Source organism: Methylobacterium platani, from assembly GCF_001653715.1.
GTDB classification, from domain to species: Bacteria; Pseudomonadota; Alphaproteobacteria; order Rhizobiales; family Beijerinckiaceae; genus Methylobacterium; species Methylobacterium platani.
The window spans coordinates 171,253-186,688 of record NZ_LWHQ01000047.1 but is presented as its reverse complement, the minus strand read 5'-3'; the positions used below and the strand labels follow the sequence as shown (position 1 = coordinate 186,688).

Below are 15,436 nucleotides of genomic sequence, written 5' to 3'. Positions count from 1 at the left end.
CTGCGCCGGGAAACGCCAGCGCGGCGGCGATGGCCATCGGTGGGGGCGTGGGCCGGAACGGGACTGTCTCACCGGCCCGGCAGGAAGGCCCGCGCCCCGCTCTCCGTATCCCGCACCTCCTCGACCGGCGCGCCGTAGAGCCGGCTCAAGGCAGCGGCATCCAGCACCTCCGCCACCGGCCCGGCGGCGAGCGGGCGGCCGCCGCGCAGGAGCAGCGCCCGGTCGGCGTAGCGGGCGGCCTGGTTGGGGTCGTGGGTGGTGAAGAGGAGGCCGAGCCCGTCGGCGCGCAGGCGCAGGATCTCGGCCATCACCCGGCCCTGGTTGCCGAAATCGAGGCTGGCGGTCGGCTCGTCGAGGACGACGATGCGGGGCTCCTGCGCCAGCGCCCGGGCGACCAGCACCAATTGGCGCTCGCCGCCCGAGAGCCGCGTCACCGGCCGCTCGGCGAGATGGGCGATGCCCATCCGGTGAAGCGCCGCTTCCGCCGCCGCGTGGTCGGCCCGGGACGGGGCGGAGAGGAGCCCGGTGCGGCTGGTGCGCCCCATCAGCACCACGGCCCGGGCCGTGAAGGCGAAGGCGCTCGCCGCGGCCTGCGGGACGTAGGCCATCGCCCGCGCGCGCTCCCGGGCGGTGAGGTCGGCGAGCGGGCGCCCCTCGACCCGGATCGTGCCGTCCAAGGCCGGCAGCAGGCCGAGCAGGGTCTTCAGGAGCGTGGTCTTGCCGCCGCCGTTGGGTCCGAGCAGCGCCAGGGCCTCGCCGGCGGCGAGCCGCAGAGCGAGGTCGCGCCCGATCTCCCGGCCGGGATAGCCGAAGGCGAGGGCGTCGGCCTGGAGCAGGGTCACGACCAGTCGCGCTCCGCCCGCGCGAGCAGCCACAGGAAGATCGGTGTGCCGACGAAGGCGGTGAGGATGCCGAGCGGCACCTCGACCGGGGCCACCGTGCGGGCGAGCGTGTCGATGACGAGCAAGGTCCCGGCCCCGAGGAGCGCCGCCGTCGGGATCAGCCGGCCGAAGCCGGGGCCGACGAGGAAGCGGGCGAGGTGCGGCACCACCAGGCCGACCCAGCCGACGATGCCCGCCGTCGCGACGCTCGCCGCCGTCACGAGGGTGGCGGCGGCCACGACGGCGATGCGCAACGGGCCGGTGGCGAGGCCGAGCGAGCGCGCCTCTTCGTCCGGCAGGGACAGGACGTCGAGGCGCCAGCGCAGCAGGAGCAGCAGCCCGGTGCCGAGGATCACGGGACCGGCGAGCGGCAGGAGGTCGGAGGGGTGCGTGCCCGACAGGCTGCCGAGCAGCCAGAAGGTCATCGCCGGAAGCTGGTTGTAGGGATCGGCGAGGTACTTGATCAGCCCGACCCCGGCCCCGAGGAGCGAGCCGATGACGATTCCGGCGAGCACCAGCACCAGGACGGGATCGCGCCCCGACAGGGCGGTCCCGAGCGCGTAGACGCAGGCGACCGCCCCGAGGCCGCCGGCGAAGGCCAGCCCCTCGATCGCCAGCACCCCGAGCGAGAGCCAGATGCCGGTGACCGCGCCGAGGGCCGCGCCCGAGGAGGCGCCGAGGATGTCGGGCGAGACGAGGGGATTGCGAAACAGCCCCTGGAAGGCGGTGCCGGCGACCGAGAGCGCCGCGCCGACCAGGATCGCGGCGGCGATGCGCGGCCCGCGGATCTGCAGGATCACCGCCTCGACCGCCGGCGCCACGTCCGGGGCGTGGCCGGTCAGGCGGCCGGCGAGCACCCGGGCGACGTCGAGGAGCGAGACCGGGTAGCGCCCGACCCCGAAGGCGAGGGCGGCGGCGAGCACCAGGGCGAGGAGCGCCAGCCACGGCCCGCCGAGCCGGACGGCCCGGGTACTCGCGAGCGCGATGCCGCTCACAGGGCTCCCGCCAGCACACGGTCGAGGGCGGGATCGTCCGGCGTCACGTGGTAGAGCCGGCCGTAGAGGTCGCGGGCGATGGCCCGGATGTCCTCCGGAAACTGCGCCGGATACAGGATCCTGCCGAGCCACCACAGGCCGACGAGGCGGTTGACCGAGGGCGGGAAATCGACCCAGCCGAAGGGCAGCGACGGGCTGACGTACAGGCGGTTCCTCGCCAGGGCGGGCGTCGCCTGCCAGAGCGGATCCTGCCGCGCCGCCGCCGCGAAGGCGGGATCGAGGGCGACGATCACCTCGGGCGCCCACGTCACCACGTCCTCGGGCGAGACCTGCGCCAGGCCGCCGCCGGGACCCGCGACGTCGACGGCGCCCATCAGCGCCAGCGCCTCGACGTTGATCGCCCCCGCCCGCGCGGTCTCGAGGCCGCGGGGGCCGCGGGCGAGGTAGACCCGGGGCCGCTTCTCCGGCGGCACCGCGGCGACGCGCTCGCGCATCGTCGCCAGGATGCCCTCGGCGAGGGCCGCGAGGGGCTCGGCGGCGGCCTCGCGCCCGAGGAGGCGGCCGAGGCGGCGATAGGTGGCGGGCGTGGAGGCGAGGCGCCCGTCGAGGAGGGCGGTGGGGATGCCGGTCTGGTCCTGCACCCGGTCGGCCAGCGACCGGTAGGTCTCGGCGGTCGAGCCGATGTCGAGGATCAGGTCGGGCTTGAGCGCCAGCACCGCTTCGAGGTTGGCGGTGTTGCCGCGCCCGGTGAGGCGCCCGACCTCCGGCAGGTCGGCGGCCTGCGGCAGGAGATAGGGCTTCTCCGCCGGGCGGATCGCCCGCGGCCAGCCGAGGAGCAGGTCGGGCGCCAGGGTGTAGAGCAGGATCGCCGCCGGCGGGCCGGCGGGAAAGACCCGGGCGACCGGTCGCTTCACGCCGTCGAGCGCCCGGCCGGCATCGTCCCGCAGGGGCTCGGCGGCATGGGCAGGCCCGGCCAGCGCAAGGGCCGCGGAGCCGATGAGCAGGGAGCGCCGGTCGGGCCGCATCGCCAAGGGATCAATCCGTCGCGATCATCACGTCGCTGGACTTGATCACCGCCTTGACGGTCTTGCCGGGGGCGAGGCCCAGCTCGTCGGCGGATTCGTTGGTGATCGCCGCGGTGACGACCTGCCCGCCGGCGAGCTCGACCCGGACATGGGCGGTGGTGGCGCCCTTCTTGACCTCGACGACCTTGCCGTCGAGCTGGTTGCGCGCGCTGATCTTCATCTCGGGACCCGTCTTCACGTCGAACGCGATCGGCGGTCCGCCGCGCGGATCGCCCTCCCGCACAGATAGGCGGGGTCCCCCGCCCGGCGAGCCGTCCGCGCCCGAAATCACTGCCGGGTTTCGGATGCGGGGAACCGAAACCAAAGCCGGCATCGCCCGTTGTCGTGCAGCTTCGAGCGGGCCCGCCCGCTCGCGACGTTTGTTCGAGGGAGACCGACGGATGCACCAGGGCAGCCACCGCGACCACGAGGGCGCAAAGAAGCTCTTCGCGATGATCAAGGACGTGAAGGTCGCGATGATGACCACGGCCGATTCCGACGGGCAGCTGCGCAGCCGCCCGATGTGGAACCAGGACGCGGACGAGGCCGGCGACCTGTGGTTCTTCGTCAAGCAGGATGCGCCGGTGACGAACGAGATCGGCCGCGACAACCAGGTCAACCTGTCCTATTCCGACCCGTCGAGCCAGAACTACGTCTCGGTGTCGGGCAAGGCCGAGATCGTGCGCGACAAGGCGCAGATCGAGGCCAAGTGGAGCGAGGGCCTGAAGACCTGGTTCCCGGGCGGCAAGGACGATCCGTCGATCGCGCTGATCCGCGTCCACCCCGAGAAGGGCGAGTACTGGGACAGCCCGAACTCGACCATGCTGCACCTCTACGGCTACGTGAAGGCGGCGGTGACCGGCGAGTCGCCGAAGACCGAGAAGAAGGCGGTCGACCTCGGCGCCCGCTGAGGCGGAGAGTCCCCCTGAGTGATGCGGACAAGCTCGGGCCGGCGCTTGACTCGGCGGCCCGAACCGTGCCGGCTTCGCACCCGCCGTCGCCCCGCCCGAGGGGCGACGGTTCGGCCGCCCGCAGGAGGCGGCCCGAGGCAGGCAGGCACGGGCGATGCTCGATCTCGCGACCAGGGTCTACAACCACACCTGGAAGATCGACCCGATCATCCGCTCCGTGCTCGACACGGATTTCTACAAGCTCCTGATGGCGCAGACGATCTTCCGGCGCCACCGGAACGTCTCGGTCACCTTCGGGATCCAGAACCGCACCAGCCGGGTCCGGCTCGCCGACCTGATCGACCCCGGCGAATTGCGCGAGCAGCTCGACCATTGCCGGTCGCTGCGGCTGACCCGGGGCGAATCGACCTGGCTGCGCGGCAACACCTTCTACGGAAGGCGCCAGATGTTCTCGCCGGACTTCATGGACTGGCTCGAGAACTTCCGCTTTCCCGACTACCTCCTGGAGAAGCAGGACGGGCAGTACGTGCTCACCTTCCACGGCCCGTGGATCGAGACCACGATGTGGGAGGTGCCCGCACTCGCCATCCTCAACGAGCTGCGCTCGCGCGGCGTGCTCAAGGGGATGGGCAAGTTCGAGCTCCAGGTGCTCTACGCCCGGGCGATGACCCGGATCTGGGAGAAGATCGAGCGGCTGAAGACCCTGCCGGGCCTCTCGATCGCCGATTTCGGCACGCGCCGCCGCCACGGCTTCCTGTGGCAGGACTGGTGCGTCGAGGCGATGATCGAGGGCCTGGGGCCGGGTTTCCTCGGCACCTCGAACTGCCTGATCGCGCTGCGCCACGACATCGAGGCGGTCGGCACCAACGCGCACGAACTGCCGATGGTCTACTCGGCGCTCGCCGAGGCCGAGGAGGATCTCGCCCGCGCGCCCTACCTCGTGCTCGCCGACTGGCAGCGGGATTACGCCGGCAACCTGCTGGTGATCCTGCCCGACACCTACGGCACCACCGGCTTCCTGGAGCGCGGCCCGGCCTGGATGGCCGACTGGACCGGCATCCGCATCGATTCGAAGGACCCGATCGAGGGCGGCGAGGAGGCGATCCGCTGGTGGACCAAGCACGGCCGCAACCCGCGCGAGAAGCTGGCGATCTTCTCCGACGGGCTCGACGTCGACGTGATCGAGCGGATCCACCGCCACTTCCACGGCCGCCTGCGCATCGGCTACGGCTGGGGCACGCTGCTCACCAACGATTTCCGCGGCCTGGCGCCGGACGGCCGCCTCGACCCGATCTCGATCGTCTGCAAGGTGATCTCCGCCAACGGCCATCCGACCGTGAAGCTCTCCGACAACCCGACCAAGGCGCTCGGGCCGGAGGAGGAGGTCGAGCGCTACAAGCGGGTGTTCGGCGTGGGCGCGCAGCAGGCCTTGCCTGTGCTGGTGTAGAGTATCGTGCCGTCGAGTCCCGGTTCCTGACGCAAGGATCGACGGACGATCCGGAACAATCCGGCATTATCGTAGCAAGATTGTCGGATTCGTCACCAATTCCGTGGTTCCGTCCCGGCCTGTCACGGGACCGGAATCACGGCGGATGCCCCTACGCACGAACTCGGACGACATCCATGTCGCGCTGGTCGCCGAGCTCGCCCGCATCGCCGTCCCCAACGGCATCATGGGCGCCACCCTGCTGGGAGTGGGGCTGTTCGTCGCCCACACCCTCGGCGACGGGCTCCTGCTCGCGGCGGCGCTGACCGGCGGGACGGCCTCGGCCGCCAAGCTCGTGCTCATCGCTCACCAGCTGCGTCGGACCGCGCGCGGGCCGCTGTCGCGGATCGAGGCCCGCCGCTGGGAGCGCGGCCACATCGCGACGACCGCACTGGTCGCGGCCTCGATCGGCACGCTCACCGGGCGGACCTTCGCGCAGGCCGACATGGACATGCAGATGCTCGCGACGGGGCTGCTGTTCGGCTACTGCTCCGGCGTCGTCACCCATCTCTCCATCCGGCCGGGCATGGCGGCGGGCGCCCTGCTGCTGGCCGCCCTGCCGGCGATCGGGACGGCGGCCTGGTTCGGACGCGGGCCGCAGCACATCCTGGCGGCGATGTTCGCCCTCTTCCTCCTCGGGGCCCTCCACGGCGTGCTGTTCACCTACCGCAACGCGGTCCGGCAGATCACGCTGCGCCTCGACATGGCGGCGCTGGCCCGCAGCGACGCCCTGACCGGGCTCGCCAACCGGCTCGGCCTGCGCCGGGCGTTCCGCGGCCTGCCCGGGACGGCCGACGATGCCGTCGCGGTCCATTGCTTCGACCTCGACGGCTTCAAGCCGGTCAACGACCGCTACGGGCACGCGGCCGGCGACGCCCTGCTGCAGGAGATCGGCGCGCGGCTGCGCCTCCTCGCCGCCGCGCCGGCGGTGGCCGCGCGGGTGGGCGGCGACGAGTTCGTGGTGCTCCAGCCCTCGGTGCGGCACCCCCGGGAGGCGGAGGCCTTCGCGCGCCGCATCGTCCACGCCCTCGGCGCGCCCTACCGGCTTTCGGGGGAGACCGTCAGCATCGGGCTGAGCCTCGGCTACGCCTGCGCGCCGTCGCACGCGGCCGATCTCGATGCGTTGATCGGCAAGGCGGACGAGGCCTCCTACGCGGTCAAGCGGCGCGGCGGCGGCGTGGCGGCGGCCGGCCTCGCCGCCGGATCCTACCGCGCCTCGGCCGCGCCCGAGGCCGGTCCGAGGGCGTTCGCCTCGTGAGGCGGTCGGCCCGCCGCTATTGCAGCTTCGCCCGGTAGGTCTCGCCCGCCTTCGCCTTCAGCTCCGCCCCGGCCTCGCGGCCGATCGCCAGGGCGTCGGCGGCGCGGCCGCTGCGGTGGGTGGCCCAGTGGGCGCTGCCGTCGGGCAGGAACAGGATGCCGTCGAGGGTGAGCCGGTCGCCGTCGATCCGGGCGAGCGCCGCGATCGGGGTGCGGCAGGAACCGTCGAGTTCCTCGAGCAGCGCCCGCTCGGCACCGACCGCGATCGTGGTCGTGGGGCAGGCGACGGCCTGCAGGCGCGCGATCAGGTCGGTGTCGCCGGCCCGGCACTCGATGCCGAGCGCGCCCTGCGCCACCGCCGGCAGCATCTCGCTCACCGGCAGGACCTCCTGCGCGCGGTCGGCGAGGCCGAGGCGCTCGAGCCCGGCGATGGCCAGCAGGGTGGCGTCGCAGGCGCCCTCCTCGAGCCGCTTCATCCGGGTGTTGGCGTTGCCGCGCAACGGGACGATCTGCAGGTCGGGCCGGCGCATCAGCACCTGGGCGCCGCGGCGCAGGGACGAGGTGCCGACCCGGCTGCCCGGCGCCAGGGCGGCGAGGCTTCCCGCCCGCGGCGACAGGAAGGCGTCGCGCGGATCGTCGCGCTCCAGGATGCAGGCGATGACGAGGCCGTCCGGCAGCCAGGTCTCGACGTCCTTCATCGAGTGGACGGCGATGTCGACCTGATCGGTCAGCAGCGCCTGTTCCAATTCCTTGGTGAACAGGCCCTTGCCGCCGATCTCGGAGAGCGGGCGATCGAGCACCTTGTCGGCCACCGTGGTGACGACGACCAGCTCCATCGCGCCGGGCTCGGCGAGGTCCGGATGGGCCGCCGCGATGCGGTCTCGCACCATGCCGGTCTGGGCGAGCGCCATCGGGCTGCCGCGGGTGCCGATGCGCAGGGGACGTCGGGCCATTGCGAGTGCCGTGAGATCGAGGAGCCTACCCTTCCGCGAGTAGCGAACCCGGCGCCCCGTGTCACGGCTCCTGTTGCGGTGGCGCCTCCCGCGGCACCTGGTCGTCGGCGGGCCGGCCGCCCTGCGGCGTACCGGTCGCGGGCGCCGTTCCGCCCGCGCCCGCCGGGCGGCGGCTCGCCCCGAGGCTGTCGTCGGCCAGCCCCTCGCCGGGCTTCGGGTCCGGCGCGCGATCGTCGGTCATGGTCGTCTCCCGTCGTGATCGCGGGAAACGACCGGGGCCGGGCCGGGGTTCAGAAGCCCTGCACCGCCAGCACCGTGTGCTCGACTTGCGGCGGGGCGGTGAAATGCTCCGAGACCAGGGCGCGCCAGGCTTGGAAATCCGCCGATTCGCGGAAGTCGACGGTGTGGTTCTCCACGGTCTCCCACTGCACCATCAGGCGGTAGCGGGTCGGGATCTCGACCGAGCGCTGCAGCTCCATGCCGCGGCAGCCCCTGGCGCGGCGGAACAGCTCCGCGGCCTTGCTCACGCCGGCCTCGAAGGCGGCCTCGTGGCCGGCCTTCACCTCGATCTGCGCGATCTCCAGCACCATGCGATCCTCCCGTGATGCGAACCAAGATGCGCGAGCCATGCAAGAAGCGGCACGCCTTGTCCACGCGAGGGCGGCGGAGAACGCGGTGGATGAGCCCGGCGGGCGGTTGCCAACCGGGAACAGGACGCGCACAAACCGTGGATGACCTGTGCATGGGGGGCAACCGCCCCCGGCCGGCGCCGTTACCTTGCCGGAGCGTGACAGCGGAGTGCGGTCCTCATGGCGACGCTGAAGGAATTCGAGGAAGCCCTGCGCGAGAACGGCATGCTGATGGCGCTCGCGATCCTCGAGCGCCTGCGCGAGCGCGACCGCGCCACCCGGGTGGTCAAGCCCGGCCGCCGCATCGTCGGCAAGAAGATGACCCCGGAGCTTGCCCGCCAGATCCTCGAGCTGCACGGCGCGACGGAGATGACCCAGCAGGAGATCGCCTTCAAGCTCGGCGTCAACCAGGGCCGGGTGAACGAGGTGATCAAGCGCGGCAAGTGGCTCTCGGGCGACCAGACCGCTCCCGAGGCGGTGGCGCGCGACAAGGGCAAGGCGCGCATCCAGGGCGCCGAGCCGAAGCGCCCGCGCAAGGCCGCCGCCAAGGGGGCGGCGAAGGGCGCCGCCAAGGACAAGGCCGGCAAGCCGCAGAAGCGCCCGGCGACGGCCCAGCTCGCCTTCGGGGATCTGTAATCGTCCCGGCTTGTCGACCGCGCCGAGCCTCGAGAAGGCCCGGCCTGCATGCCCCGTCCCGGTCGCAGCAGGATCCGCATCGGCCCGCCGGCCATGGGCAGGGCGCTCCGCGCCGTCAACGGGCCCGTCTCCTCGGGCGCATGTCCTCGGGCCCATTGGGCGAGCGCCCGGGATGGTCTAACCGTAAGGGGCCGAAGCCGCCCCGAACGACGGGCGGCCGGTCGTTTGCACCGGACCCACCGGGAGGACCACGCCATGGCCGATCACGCGATGTACGACGCCGCCAACCTGCGGAAGCTGCCCGCCCTGAAGGGGCTCGCCCCCGAGGCGATGGGCGCCTTCGAGGCTCTCGACAAGGCGGCGCTCGCCGACGGCGCGATCCCGCGCAAGTACAAGGAACTGATGGCGCTCGCGGTCGCCCTGACCACGCAATGCCCCTACTGCCTCGAGGTGCACCGCGAGGCGGCGAAGAAGGCCGGCGCCACCGAGCAGGAACTGGCCGAGACCGTGTTCGTGGCGGTGGCCCTGCGGGCCGGCGCGGCCCTCACCCACGGCACGCATCTCCTGCCCTGACCTCTTTCTCTCGCGACGACACGCTCTCGCGACGACACGACGAAGCGCCCCGGCCGCGAGGCCGGGGCGCTCCCCCTGACGGGATGAAGGCGCTTACGCGGCCTTCTGGACGCTGCCCTCGATCGAGTGCGGGCGGGAGCCCGAGGCGATCTGGATCTGGCGGGGCTTCTTGGCCTCCGGGATCTCGCGGACGAGGTCGACGTGGAGCAGGCCGTTCTCCAGCACCGCGCCCGTCACCTGGACGTGGTCGGCGAGCTGGAAGCGCCGCTCGAAGCCGCGGGCGGCGATGCCCTGATGCAGGAACTCGGCCTGCTTGGCCTCGGCCTTGCGCTCGCCCTTCACGGTGAGCGCGTTCTCGCGGGTCTCGATCGACAGGTCCTGATCGGTGAAGCCCGCCACCGCGAGGGTGATGCGGTAGGCGTTCTCGGCCGTGCGCTCGATGTTGTAGGGCGGGTAGCTCGGCGCCGCATCCGAGGTCACGAACTGGTCGAGAGCGGAAAACAGGCGGTCGAAGCCGACGGTCGAGCGGTACAGGGGAGCGAGATCGAACTGACGCATGACATATTCTCCGTCTGAAGCAATATGTAGTCTTGTGGGACCGCCACGCGGGCCGGTCCCGGTCTTGCGCGCCGCCGTATCGGCCGGCGCCCCTCGCATATTGGGGTGGGTCATAGACTGATCAAGGCCGGTCCCGGCGGGGCCGTGCGATTTTTTTCTCGGCCAGCGGTCGGGCCGGAATCGCGCTCCATCTATACCCTCGTGCCGGCGCGAGGACGAGAAGACCTTGTGCGCCTGCCCGGCGCCGTCGGACGAGCCCGTCCGATGGCGCTGCGGTCTTGTTAGGGTGTGCCGTGCCAGGGTGCGGCGGATGACAGAACCGGGGAGCCTGCCGTGACCGTTCCGCTGCTCGCCACGCCCGACAACCCGATCCCGCCGGGGGCGACGCTCCTGACGGTGCGCACCGCCGACGGCCTCTCCCTGCGGGTCGCCACCTGGGCGCCGACGGCGCGGGCGGTCCAGGGCACGGTCTGCCTGGTGCAGGGCCGGGCGGAGTTCATCGAGAAGTACTTCGAGACCGTCACCGAGCTGCGCGGCCGCGGCTTCCACGTCGTCGCCTTCGACTGGCGCGGCCAGGGCGGCTCCGACCGCACCGTCGAGGACCCGCACAAGGGCCATGTCGACGACTTTTCCGAGTACCGCCTCGATCTCGCGGCGGTCGAGGTGCAGGTGATGGAGGGGCGGCTGCCGCGGCCGTTCTTCGGCCTCGCCCACTCGATGGGCGGCGCGATCTGCCTCACCGCCGCCCGGGAGGGCTGGCTGCCGTTCGACCGCCTCGTCGCGCTCGCCCCGATGGTGGCGATCTGCATGATCCGCCGGCCGAAGGCGGCGATGCGGCTCGCCGCCGTCTTGCGCGCTCTCGGCTTCGGCCGGCGCTACGTGCCGGGCGGCTCGGCGGTCTCGATCGCCACCAAGCCGTTCCCGAACAACCGCCTCACCGCCGATCCCGTCCGCTACGCCCGCAACGCCGCCGCGGCGCTCGCGGTCGGGGCGGGCGCCATCGGCGACCCGACCATCGGCTGGCTCGCCGCCGCCTTCCGGGCGATGCGCCGCTTCGAGGACCCGCGCTACCCGCTCGGCATCCGCGTGCCGGTGCTGGTCGTCGCCGCCGGGGCCGACCCGGTCTGCAGCACCCCGGCGGTGGAGCGCTTCGCCGCGCGGCTCGCAGCCGGCCACACCATCACCCTGCGCGGCGCCCGCCACGAGATCCTGATGGAGCGCGAGGCCGTCCGCGCGCAGTTCTGGGCGGCGTTCGACGCTTTCGTGCCGGGCTCTTCGATCCCGGTGCCGGGTTCGGAGCCGGGCGAGGCGCGGGCGGCGGTCGCCTGAGGGCGCACCCCGCGCGACCGGCGTCTCCTCGTACGGGCCCCGGCCAGCGGTGCGGCGAGCGGTTCCCGCCTGCCGGACCCGACGGCATTTTTGTGTTCAAGCAAAAGATCCTGCAATATTTTCCGTCAGATCGCTTTCTCTTGAAAATATCCGTTAATTTGTAATTATCGCAATGTTGGACAGTCTTGCGGGGCAGTCGATCCGCCCGGAGCAGCATTGGACTGATCGGCGGCCGATATGACAAGTTTCCTCGCCGCCGGTGACAGCACATTTTTCCGTTCTGCGCAGCCGGACAACACGGAGCGCGCGCCCAGGCAAGCGCGAAGCCGGCCGCCGCGGTAATGTTCACCCAGATCGAAGGCTGGACGAACGGCGGCGGCGCTTCGAAGCAGCGACCATGCGTGGTTTGCAGCAAGCCTCGTGAAATTCAAGACGTATGACATGCGTATCGTGGCTTGATTCGTCGAGACGTGCTGTCTTGCGGGGTATTGTGCGATGGAAAGATCTAAAATACTCGAAATGACTGCGGATATCACCGCATCCTACGTGTCGCGAAACCGCGTCTACATGGGCGAGGTGCCGGACCTGATTGACCGCATTCATGCCAGCTTGCAGGCGCTCACGACCCGGCAGGCGCACCAGCAGGGGCAGGCGCAGTTCCGGCCAAGCGCGGCGCAGGTCGCGGCCTCGGTCAAGCGCAACCGGATCATCAGCTTCATCGACGGACAGCCGTACAAGTCGCTGAAATGGCAGCTCGCCGCCCACGGACTCACGCCGGACCAGTACCGGGCCCGGTTCGGATTGCCCGCCACCTACCCGATGGTGGCACCGGTCTACGACAGGTCCCTCGCGCGTGCCGGCCTCCCGCCGGCCGCCAAGGGAAAGCGCTGACCGGCCCGGCCGCCCGTCCGTCGTCCGGGGAGGCAGGCGGGCGCGGCGCGTCTCCGGCGATGCCGCCCGGGTTCTCCCATGCGACAGGCCGTCTGGGCGTTTCGTGCCGTCTTTGAGTCTCGGTTGCCGGTGGCGATCGGCTGCTTCCTTGATCCGTGAAAGAACAGATCGGCATTCATCCCGCCCGGTTCGATGCAGGTGCGAGTGGCCGACGCGAGAACTCGACACGGCCGTGCGGCGCCGTGCGGGACCGGCGGCGGCCGATGCTCGTGCCGGAGCCCATCCAGGAGAAGAGTCATGAGCGATCGACTGGTGGAGCGCATCTTCGAGCGTGCGCGCGCGACCCTGTCGCGCGTGTTCGGGGATGCGGCCGGCGGAGGCATCGACATCCGGGTCGTCGACGGCCTGGTGTATCCGGTCATGCGGGCGCTGCAGGATGGCGGCGTGCAACGCTGGCTCGTCTCCGTGCACGCCCATGCGAGCCAGGACACGGTCCAGCACTCGCTCCACGTCGCCGGTCTCGCGGCCAATTTCGTCCATCACCTGGGCCTGCCCATCCGCGATTGCGTCACGCTGGTCCGCGCCGGCCTGCTGCACGACATCGGCAAGGCCCGCATCCCGCGGGCGATCCTCGACAAGCCGGGCGCGCTCACCGCGGCGGAGATGGATCTGATGCGGACCCACGCCGCGACCGGCCACGAGATCCTGCTCGCCTCCGGGATGCGGGACCCGGTCGTACTGGCGGTCGCGCGCCACCACCACGAGATGCTCGACGGATCGGGCTATCCGGACCGGCTCGCCGGCGCCGCCATCCGGGAGCTCGTCCGGCTCGCGACGGTGTGCGACATCTACGCGGCGCTGACCGAGAGGCGGCCGTACCGTCCCGGGATGAGCCGCGCCGACGCCCTGGCGATCCTGCAGGAGATGGCTCCCGTCCGGCTCGATCCCGTCCTCGTGCGCGCCTTCGGAGCCTCCCTCGACACGCCCTTCGCGATCGAGGCGGCACGGGCGGTCCGCCTCGCCCCGCCGGTCGCCGGCCTCGCCCTGCGCGAGGGCGAGGCCTCGTAGGATCACGCCTGGGAGGCGAGCGCCGCCCGCCGATACTCGCTCGGGGTGGCGTCGAAGCGGTCCCTGAAGCGGCGCGAGAAATGCGCCTGGCTGACGAAGCCGCAGCCATAGGCGAGCGCCCCGATCGGGAGATGCGCGTGGCCGGGATCGGCGAGGCGCCGGGCGGCGACCTCCAGCCGACGCTGCCAGAGCCAGTCGGAGATGTGCCGGCCCCGCTCGTGGAACAGCTGCTGCAGGTGCCGCAGCGATACCCCCATCGCCGCCGCCAGTTGCGGCGGATCGAGGGTCGGGTCGCCGAGATTCGCCTCGACGTAGGCCTTGGCCCGCTGCACGATCACGGTGCCCTGGAGCGGGCGCGGCGCCTCCCGCGCCATCCGCTCTGCGATGCTGGCGACGATGAGGTCGGCGCCGATCCGGGTCATGCGCTCGGCCGTGTCCGGGGTCATCTGCTCGTGCACGCGGACAAGGTCGTCGAAGAACGTGCGCACCAGCGAGGCCCCGGGCAGATCGCCCCCGATGGTCAGGCCCGCGAACAGGGGGGCCGACCCGAGCGCCCCCTCGAGCTGTTCGCGCGGCAGCTCGATGAACAGCGAACTCGTCGGGTCGGGATATTCGAGGCGGACGGGCTTGTTGCTGTCGATGACGGTGATGTCGCCCGGCTGCTGCACCACCGCCCGATCGTACTGGCTGCTGCGCGCCATCCCGGACAGCCGGATTACGACCGAGAGCTTGTCGTGCTTGTCGTGGCGACGGATCGTCTGCGGCGTCGTGTCGACGGCCTGGCCGTTGAAGCTCGAGCGCGTGATCAGCGTGCCGCCGATCGCGGCCCCCTCGATATGGGCGCGGAAAGTCCCGTCGCCGATCATCCGGCACTCGCTCGGCACGAAGCGCTCCCGAACGATCTCGAGGTAGGTCTGGAACTTCTTCCGGGATTTGAGGTCGTCGGTGGAGATCAGGGTTTTCATCGACGCGAGGACTATGGGCCGGGTATTCGCAAATCGGAATGAGCGATCGACTATCATCTTGTTGCGGCAACGACCAGTGCGCGACAGTTTCGAGAACGCGAATTGTTGGAATTTTTTCCTAATTTTATCCACTATAGATCGCGCATACTTGCGAAATTGATCTGAAAATCACGCATGGTGAGTTACGTGCGTAGTGAGTTAGTCAAGTCAGACCATGCAACGGCACGGACAATTGCAGATCGGGCGATCGTGGGAGCGGGGCGATGTGCGTCATCGTCGCAGGGGGGATTCCCCTCCGGTGCGCCGGCTCTCCTCCCCGGCATGCCGGGGAGGACGGATGCGGAGGGGGAGCCCTCGGCGGCGGTGCTCCGGCGCCCGGCGATCGACCGCATTCCTACGCGGCGGGCTCGAGGCGCGCGGCGTCCGGCACCGCGCTCATCGCGAGCCGCCCGCGGCCGCTCCGCGGCGTGGAGGGCCGCGTCCGCCTCCTCGACGAGGGCCTTCGGGCGGCGCCCGGACTCGCGCGCGATGGCGGCCCCGATGCTCACCCCGATGCGGGCCTGGGCCGCCCGCCGGGTACCGACGGGCTGCGCCGTCGCCTCGATGATCGAGCGGCCGAGCGAGCGCACCCGTGCCTCGTCGGCATCCGGCAGCAGGAGGACGTACTCGTCGCCCCCGATGCGGCAGGCGGTGTCGCCGGCGCCGATGTGCCGGCGCAGGAGGCCGGCGACGTGGACCAGGACCTCGTCTCCGGCGGCATGCCCGAAGCGGTCGTTGATCGCCTTGAAGCCGTCCAGGTCCAGGCACAGGACGGCGACCTGGGACGGTCCGTCCTCCGTCCCGATCTCCGACAGGTGCCGCGCGAGCGTGTCGCGCATGGAGGCCCGGTTGGGCAGGTTCGTCAGAGAATCGCGCCGCGAGAGGAGATAGTGGCTGCGCTGGTCGCGGATGGCGCCGACGAGGGTGGCGTGGGTGCGCCGCGTCAGGAGCCAGAAGGCGACGGTCACGCCGGGGAGGAGGAGGGCGAAGGGGGCTGGCCACGTCGGACGGGCCGATCGCGAGGCCGAGTTCCAGCGCCCCGGTGAGCATCGCGATGTTGAGCATCGCCAGGACCGGGAAAGCCGTGAAGAGCGCGGCGACGTAGCCGCAGAATCCGATCGTCATGACGATGGCGAGAATGGCCGTTCGATCGGATGCGGCCTGGCTCAGGACGAGGATGTCGATCGAGACGAGGGCGATC

Annotated in this window: 18 protein-coding genes; 8 read left to right on the top strand and 10 right to left on the bottom strand. The window is 71.5% G+C overall.

Annotated elements, in window-relative coordinates:
- Positions 1-68 precede the first annotated feature (68 nt).
- The 4 genes from A5481_RS23490 to A5481_RS23475 are packed head-to-tail and all read right to left on the bottom strand — an operon-like array spanning position 69 to position 3,121.
- On the bottom strand, positions 69-842 hold the full coding sequence (locus tag A5481_RS23490) for an ABC transporter ATP-binding protein (protein WP_053082495.1): 774 nt from the start codon (positions 840-842) through the stop codon (positions 69-71).
- Positions 839-1,876 (bottom strand): FecCD family ABC transporter permease, encoded by a 1,038-nt coding sequence (locus tag A5481_RS23485; protein WP_048435659.1) that lies wholly within the window; start codon positions 1,874-1,876, stop codon positions 839-841. The genes A5481_RS23490 and A5481_RS23485 overlap by 4 nt, the downstream gene beginning before the upstream one ends.
- Positions 1,873-2,901 carry an ABC transporter substrate-binding protein gene (locus A5481_RS23480; protein WP_053082494.1) on the bottom strand — a complete coding sequence of 343 codons (1,029 nt, stop codon included), beginning with the start codon at positions 2,899-2,901 and terminating at the stop codon, positions 1,873-1,875. Before A5481_RS23480 ends, A5481_RS23485 begins: the two co-directional genes overlap by 4 nt.
- Positions 2,902-2,911: 10 nt before the next feature.
- Positions 2,912-3,121, bottom strand: a complete 210-nt coding sequence (locus A5481_RS23475; RefSeq protein ID WP_048427261.1) for a TOBE domain-containing protein — start codon at positions 3,119-3,121, stop codon at positions 2,912-2,914.
- 220 nt (positions 3,122-3,341) lie between these two features.
- Here A5481_RS23475 and A5481_RS23470 point away from each other — a divergent pair, with 220 nt between their 5' ends.
- From A5481_RS23470 to A5481_RS23460, 3 genes are all read left to right on the top strand, one after another.
- Entirely contained in the window at positions 3,342-3,851 is a 510-nt protein-coding gene (locus A5481_RS23470) for a pyridoxamine 5'-phosphate oxidase family protein (RefSeq protein WP_048435658.1), read from the top strand.
- Between the two features lie 154 nt (positions 3,852-4,005).
- Positions 4,006-5,298: a nicotinate phosphoribosyltransferase gene (pncB, locus tag A5481_RS23465; protein ID WP_048435657.1), complete on the top strand. Its 1,293-nt coding sequence runs from the start codon at positions 4,006-4,008 to the stop codon at positions 5,296-5,298.
- A 145-nt stretch (positions 5,299-5,443) separates the two neighbouring features.
- Positions 5,444-6,595, top strand: a complete 1,152-nt coding sequence (locus tag A5481_RS23460; protein ID WP_053082493.1) for a GGDEF domain-containing protein — start codon at positions 5,444-5,446, stop codon at positions 6,593-6,595.
- 16 nt (positions 6,596-6,611) lie between these two features.
- On the opposite strand, the gene hemC is transcribed toward A5481_RS23460, so the two are convergent.
- The 3 genes from hemC to A5481_RS23445 form a co-directional block, all read right to left on the bottom strand.
- Positions 6,612-7,547 (bottom strand): hydroxymethylbilane synthase, encoded by a 936-nt coding sequence (gene hemC, locus A5481_RS23455; protein ID WP_048435656.1) that lies wholly within the window; start codon positions 7,545-7,547, stop codon positions 6,612-6,614.
- Positions 7,548-7,608: 61 nt separating this feature from the next.
- Positions 7,609-7,788 carry a hypothetical protein gene (locus tag A5481_RS23450; protein ID WP_048435655.1) on the bottom strand — a complete coding sequence of 60 codons (180 nt, stop codon included), beginning with the start codon at positions 7,786-7,788 and terminating at the stop codon, positions 7,609-7,611.
- A gap of 49 nt (positions 7,789-7,837) precedes the next feature.
- Positions 7,838-8,137, bottom strand: coding sequence for an antibiotic biosynthesis monooxygenase family protein (locus A5481_RS23445; RefSeq protein ID WP_048435654.1), 300 nt, complete (start codon positions 8,135-8,137; stop codon positions 7,838-7,840).
- Between the two features lie 219 nt (positions 8,138-8,356).
- On the opposite strand from A5481_RS23445, the gene A5481_RS23440 reads away from it, so the two are divergent.
- Both A5481_RS23440 and A5481_RS23435 read left to right on the top strand, forming a co-directional pair.
- A complete protein-coding gene (locus tag A5481_RS23440; RefSeq protein ID WP_048435653.1) occupies positions 8,357-8,812 on the top strand; it encodes a sigma factor-like helix-turn-helix DNA-binding protein in 456 nt (151 codons plus the stop codon).
- Positions 8,813-9,067: 255 nt separating this feature from the next.
- A complete protein-coding gene (locus tag A5481_RS23435) occupies positions 9,068-9,385 on the top strand; it encodes a carboxymuconolactone decarboxylase family protein (protein ID WP_342447355.1) in 318 nt (105 codons plus the stop codon).
- Positions 9,386-9,478: 93 nt separating this feature from the next.
- On the opposite strand, the gene A5481_RS23430 is transcribed toward A5481_RS23435, so the two are convergent.
- The gene (locus A5481_RS23430; RefSeq protein ID WP_048435652.1) at positions 9,479-9,943 is read right to left on the bottom strand and encodes an Hsp20 family protein; all 465 of its coding nucleotides are present in this window, start codon (positions 9,941-9,943) and stop codon (positions 9,479-9,481) included.
- Between the two features lie 333 nt (positions 9,944-10,276).
- On the opposite strand from A5481_RS23430, the gene A5481_RS23425 reads away from it, so the two are divergent.
- The 3 genes from A5481_RS23425 to A5481_RS23415 all read left to right on the top strand — a co-directional run bounded on the left by A5481_RS23425 (position 10,277) and on the right by A5481_RS23415 (position 13,231).
- Entirely contained in the window at positions 10,277-11,272 is a 996-nt protein-coding gene (locus A5481_RS23425) for an alpha/beta hydrolase (protein WP_048435651.1), read from the top strand.
- 519 nt (positions 11,273-11,791) lie between these two features.
- Positions 11,792-12,163, top strand: a complete 372-nt coding sequence (locus A5481_RS23420) for a Ros/MucR family transcriptional regulator (RefSeq protein WP_245239029.1) — start codon at positions 11,792-11,794, stop codon at positions 12,161-12,163.
- 297 nt (positions 12,164-12,460) lie between these two features.
- A complete protein-coding gene (locus A5481_RS23415; RefSeq protein ID WP_053082492.1) occupies positions 12,461-13,231 on the top strand; it encodes an HD-GYP domain-containing protein in 771 nt (256 codons plus the stop codon).
- A 2-nt stretch (positions 13,232-13,233) separates the two neighbouring features.
- On the opposite strand, the gene A5481_RS23410 is transcribed toward A5481_RS23415, so the two are convergent.
- Together A5481_RS23410 and A5481_RS23405 are read right to left on the bottom strand one after the other, a co-directional pair.
- Positions 13,234-14,196, bottom strand: a complete 963-nt coding sequence (locus tag A5481_RS23410) for a helix-turn-helix domain-containing protein (protein ID WP_048435649.1) — start codon at positions 14,194-14,196, stop codon at positions 13,234-13,236.
- A 182-nt stretch (positions 14,197-14,378) separates the two neighbouring features.
- Complete coding sequence (locus A5481_RS23405; protein ID WP_053082491.1) at positions 14,379-15,203, bottom strand: GGDEF domain-containing protein; 825 nt, start codon at positions 15,201-15,203, stop codon at positions 14,379-14,381.
- Between the last annotated feature and the right edge of the window lie 233 nt (positions 15,204-15,436).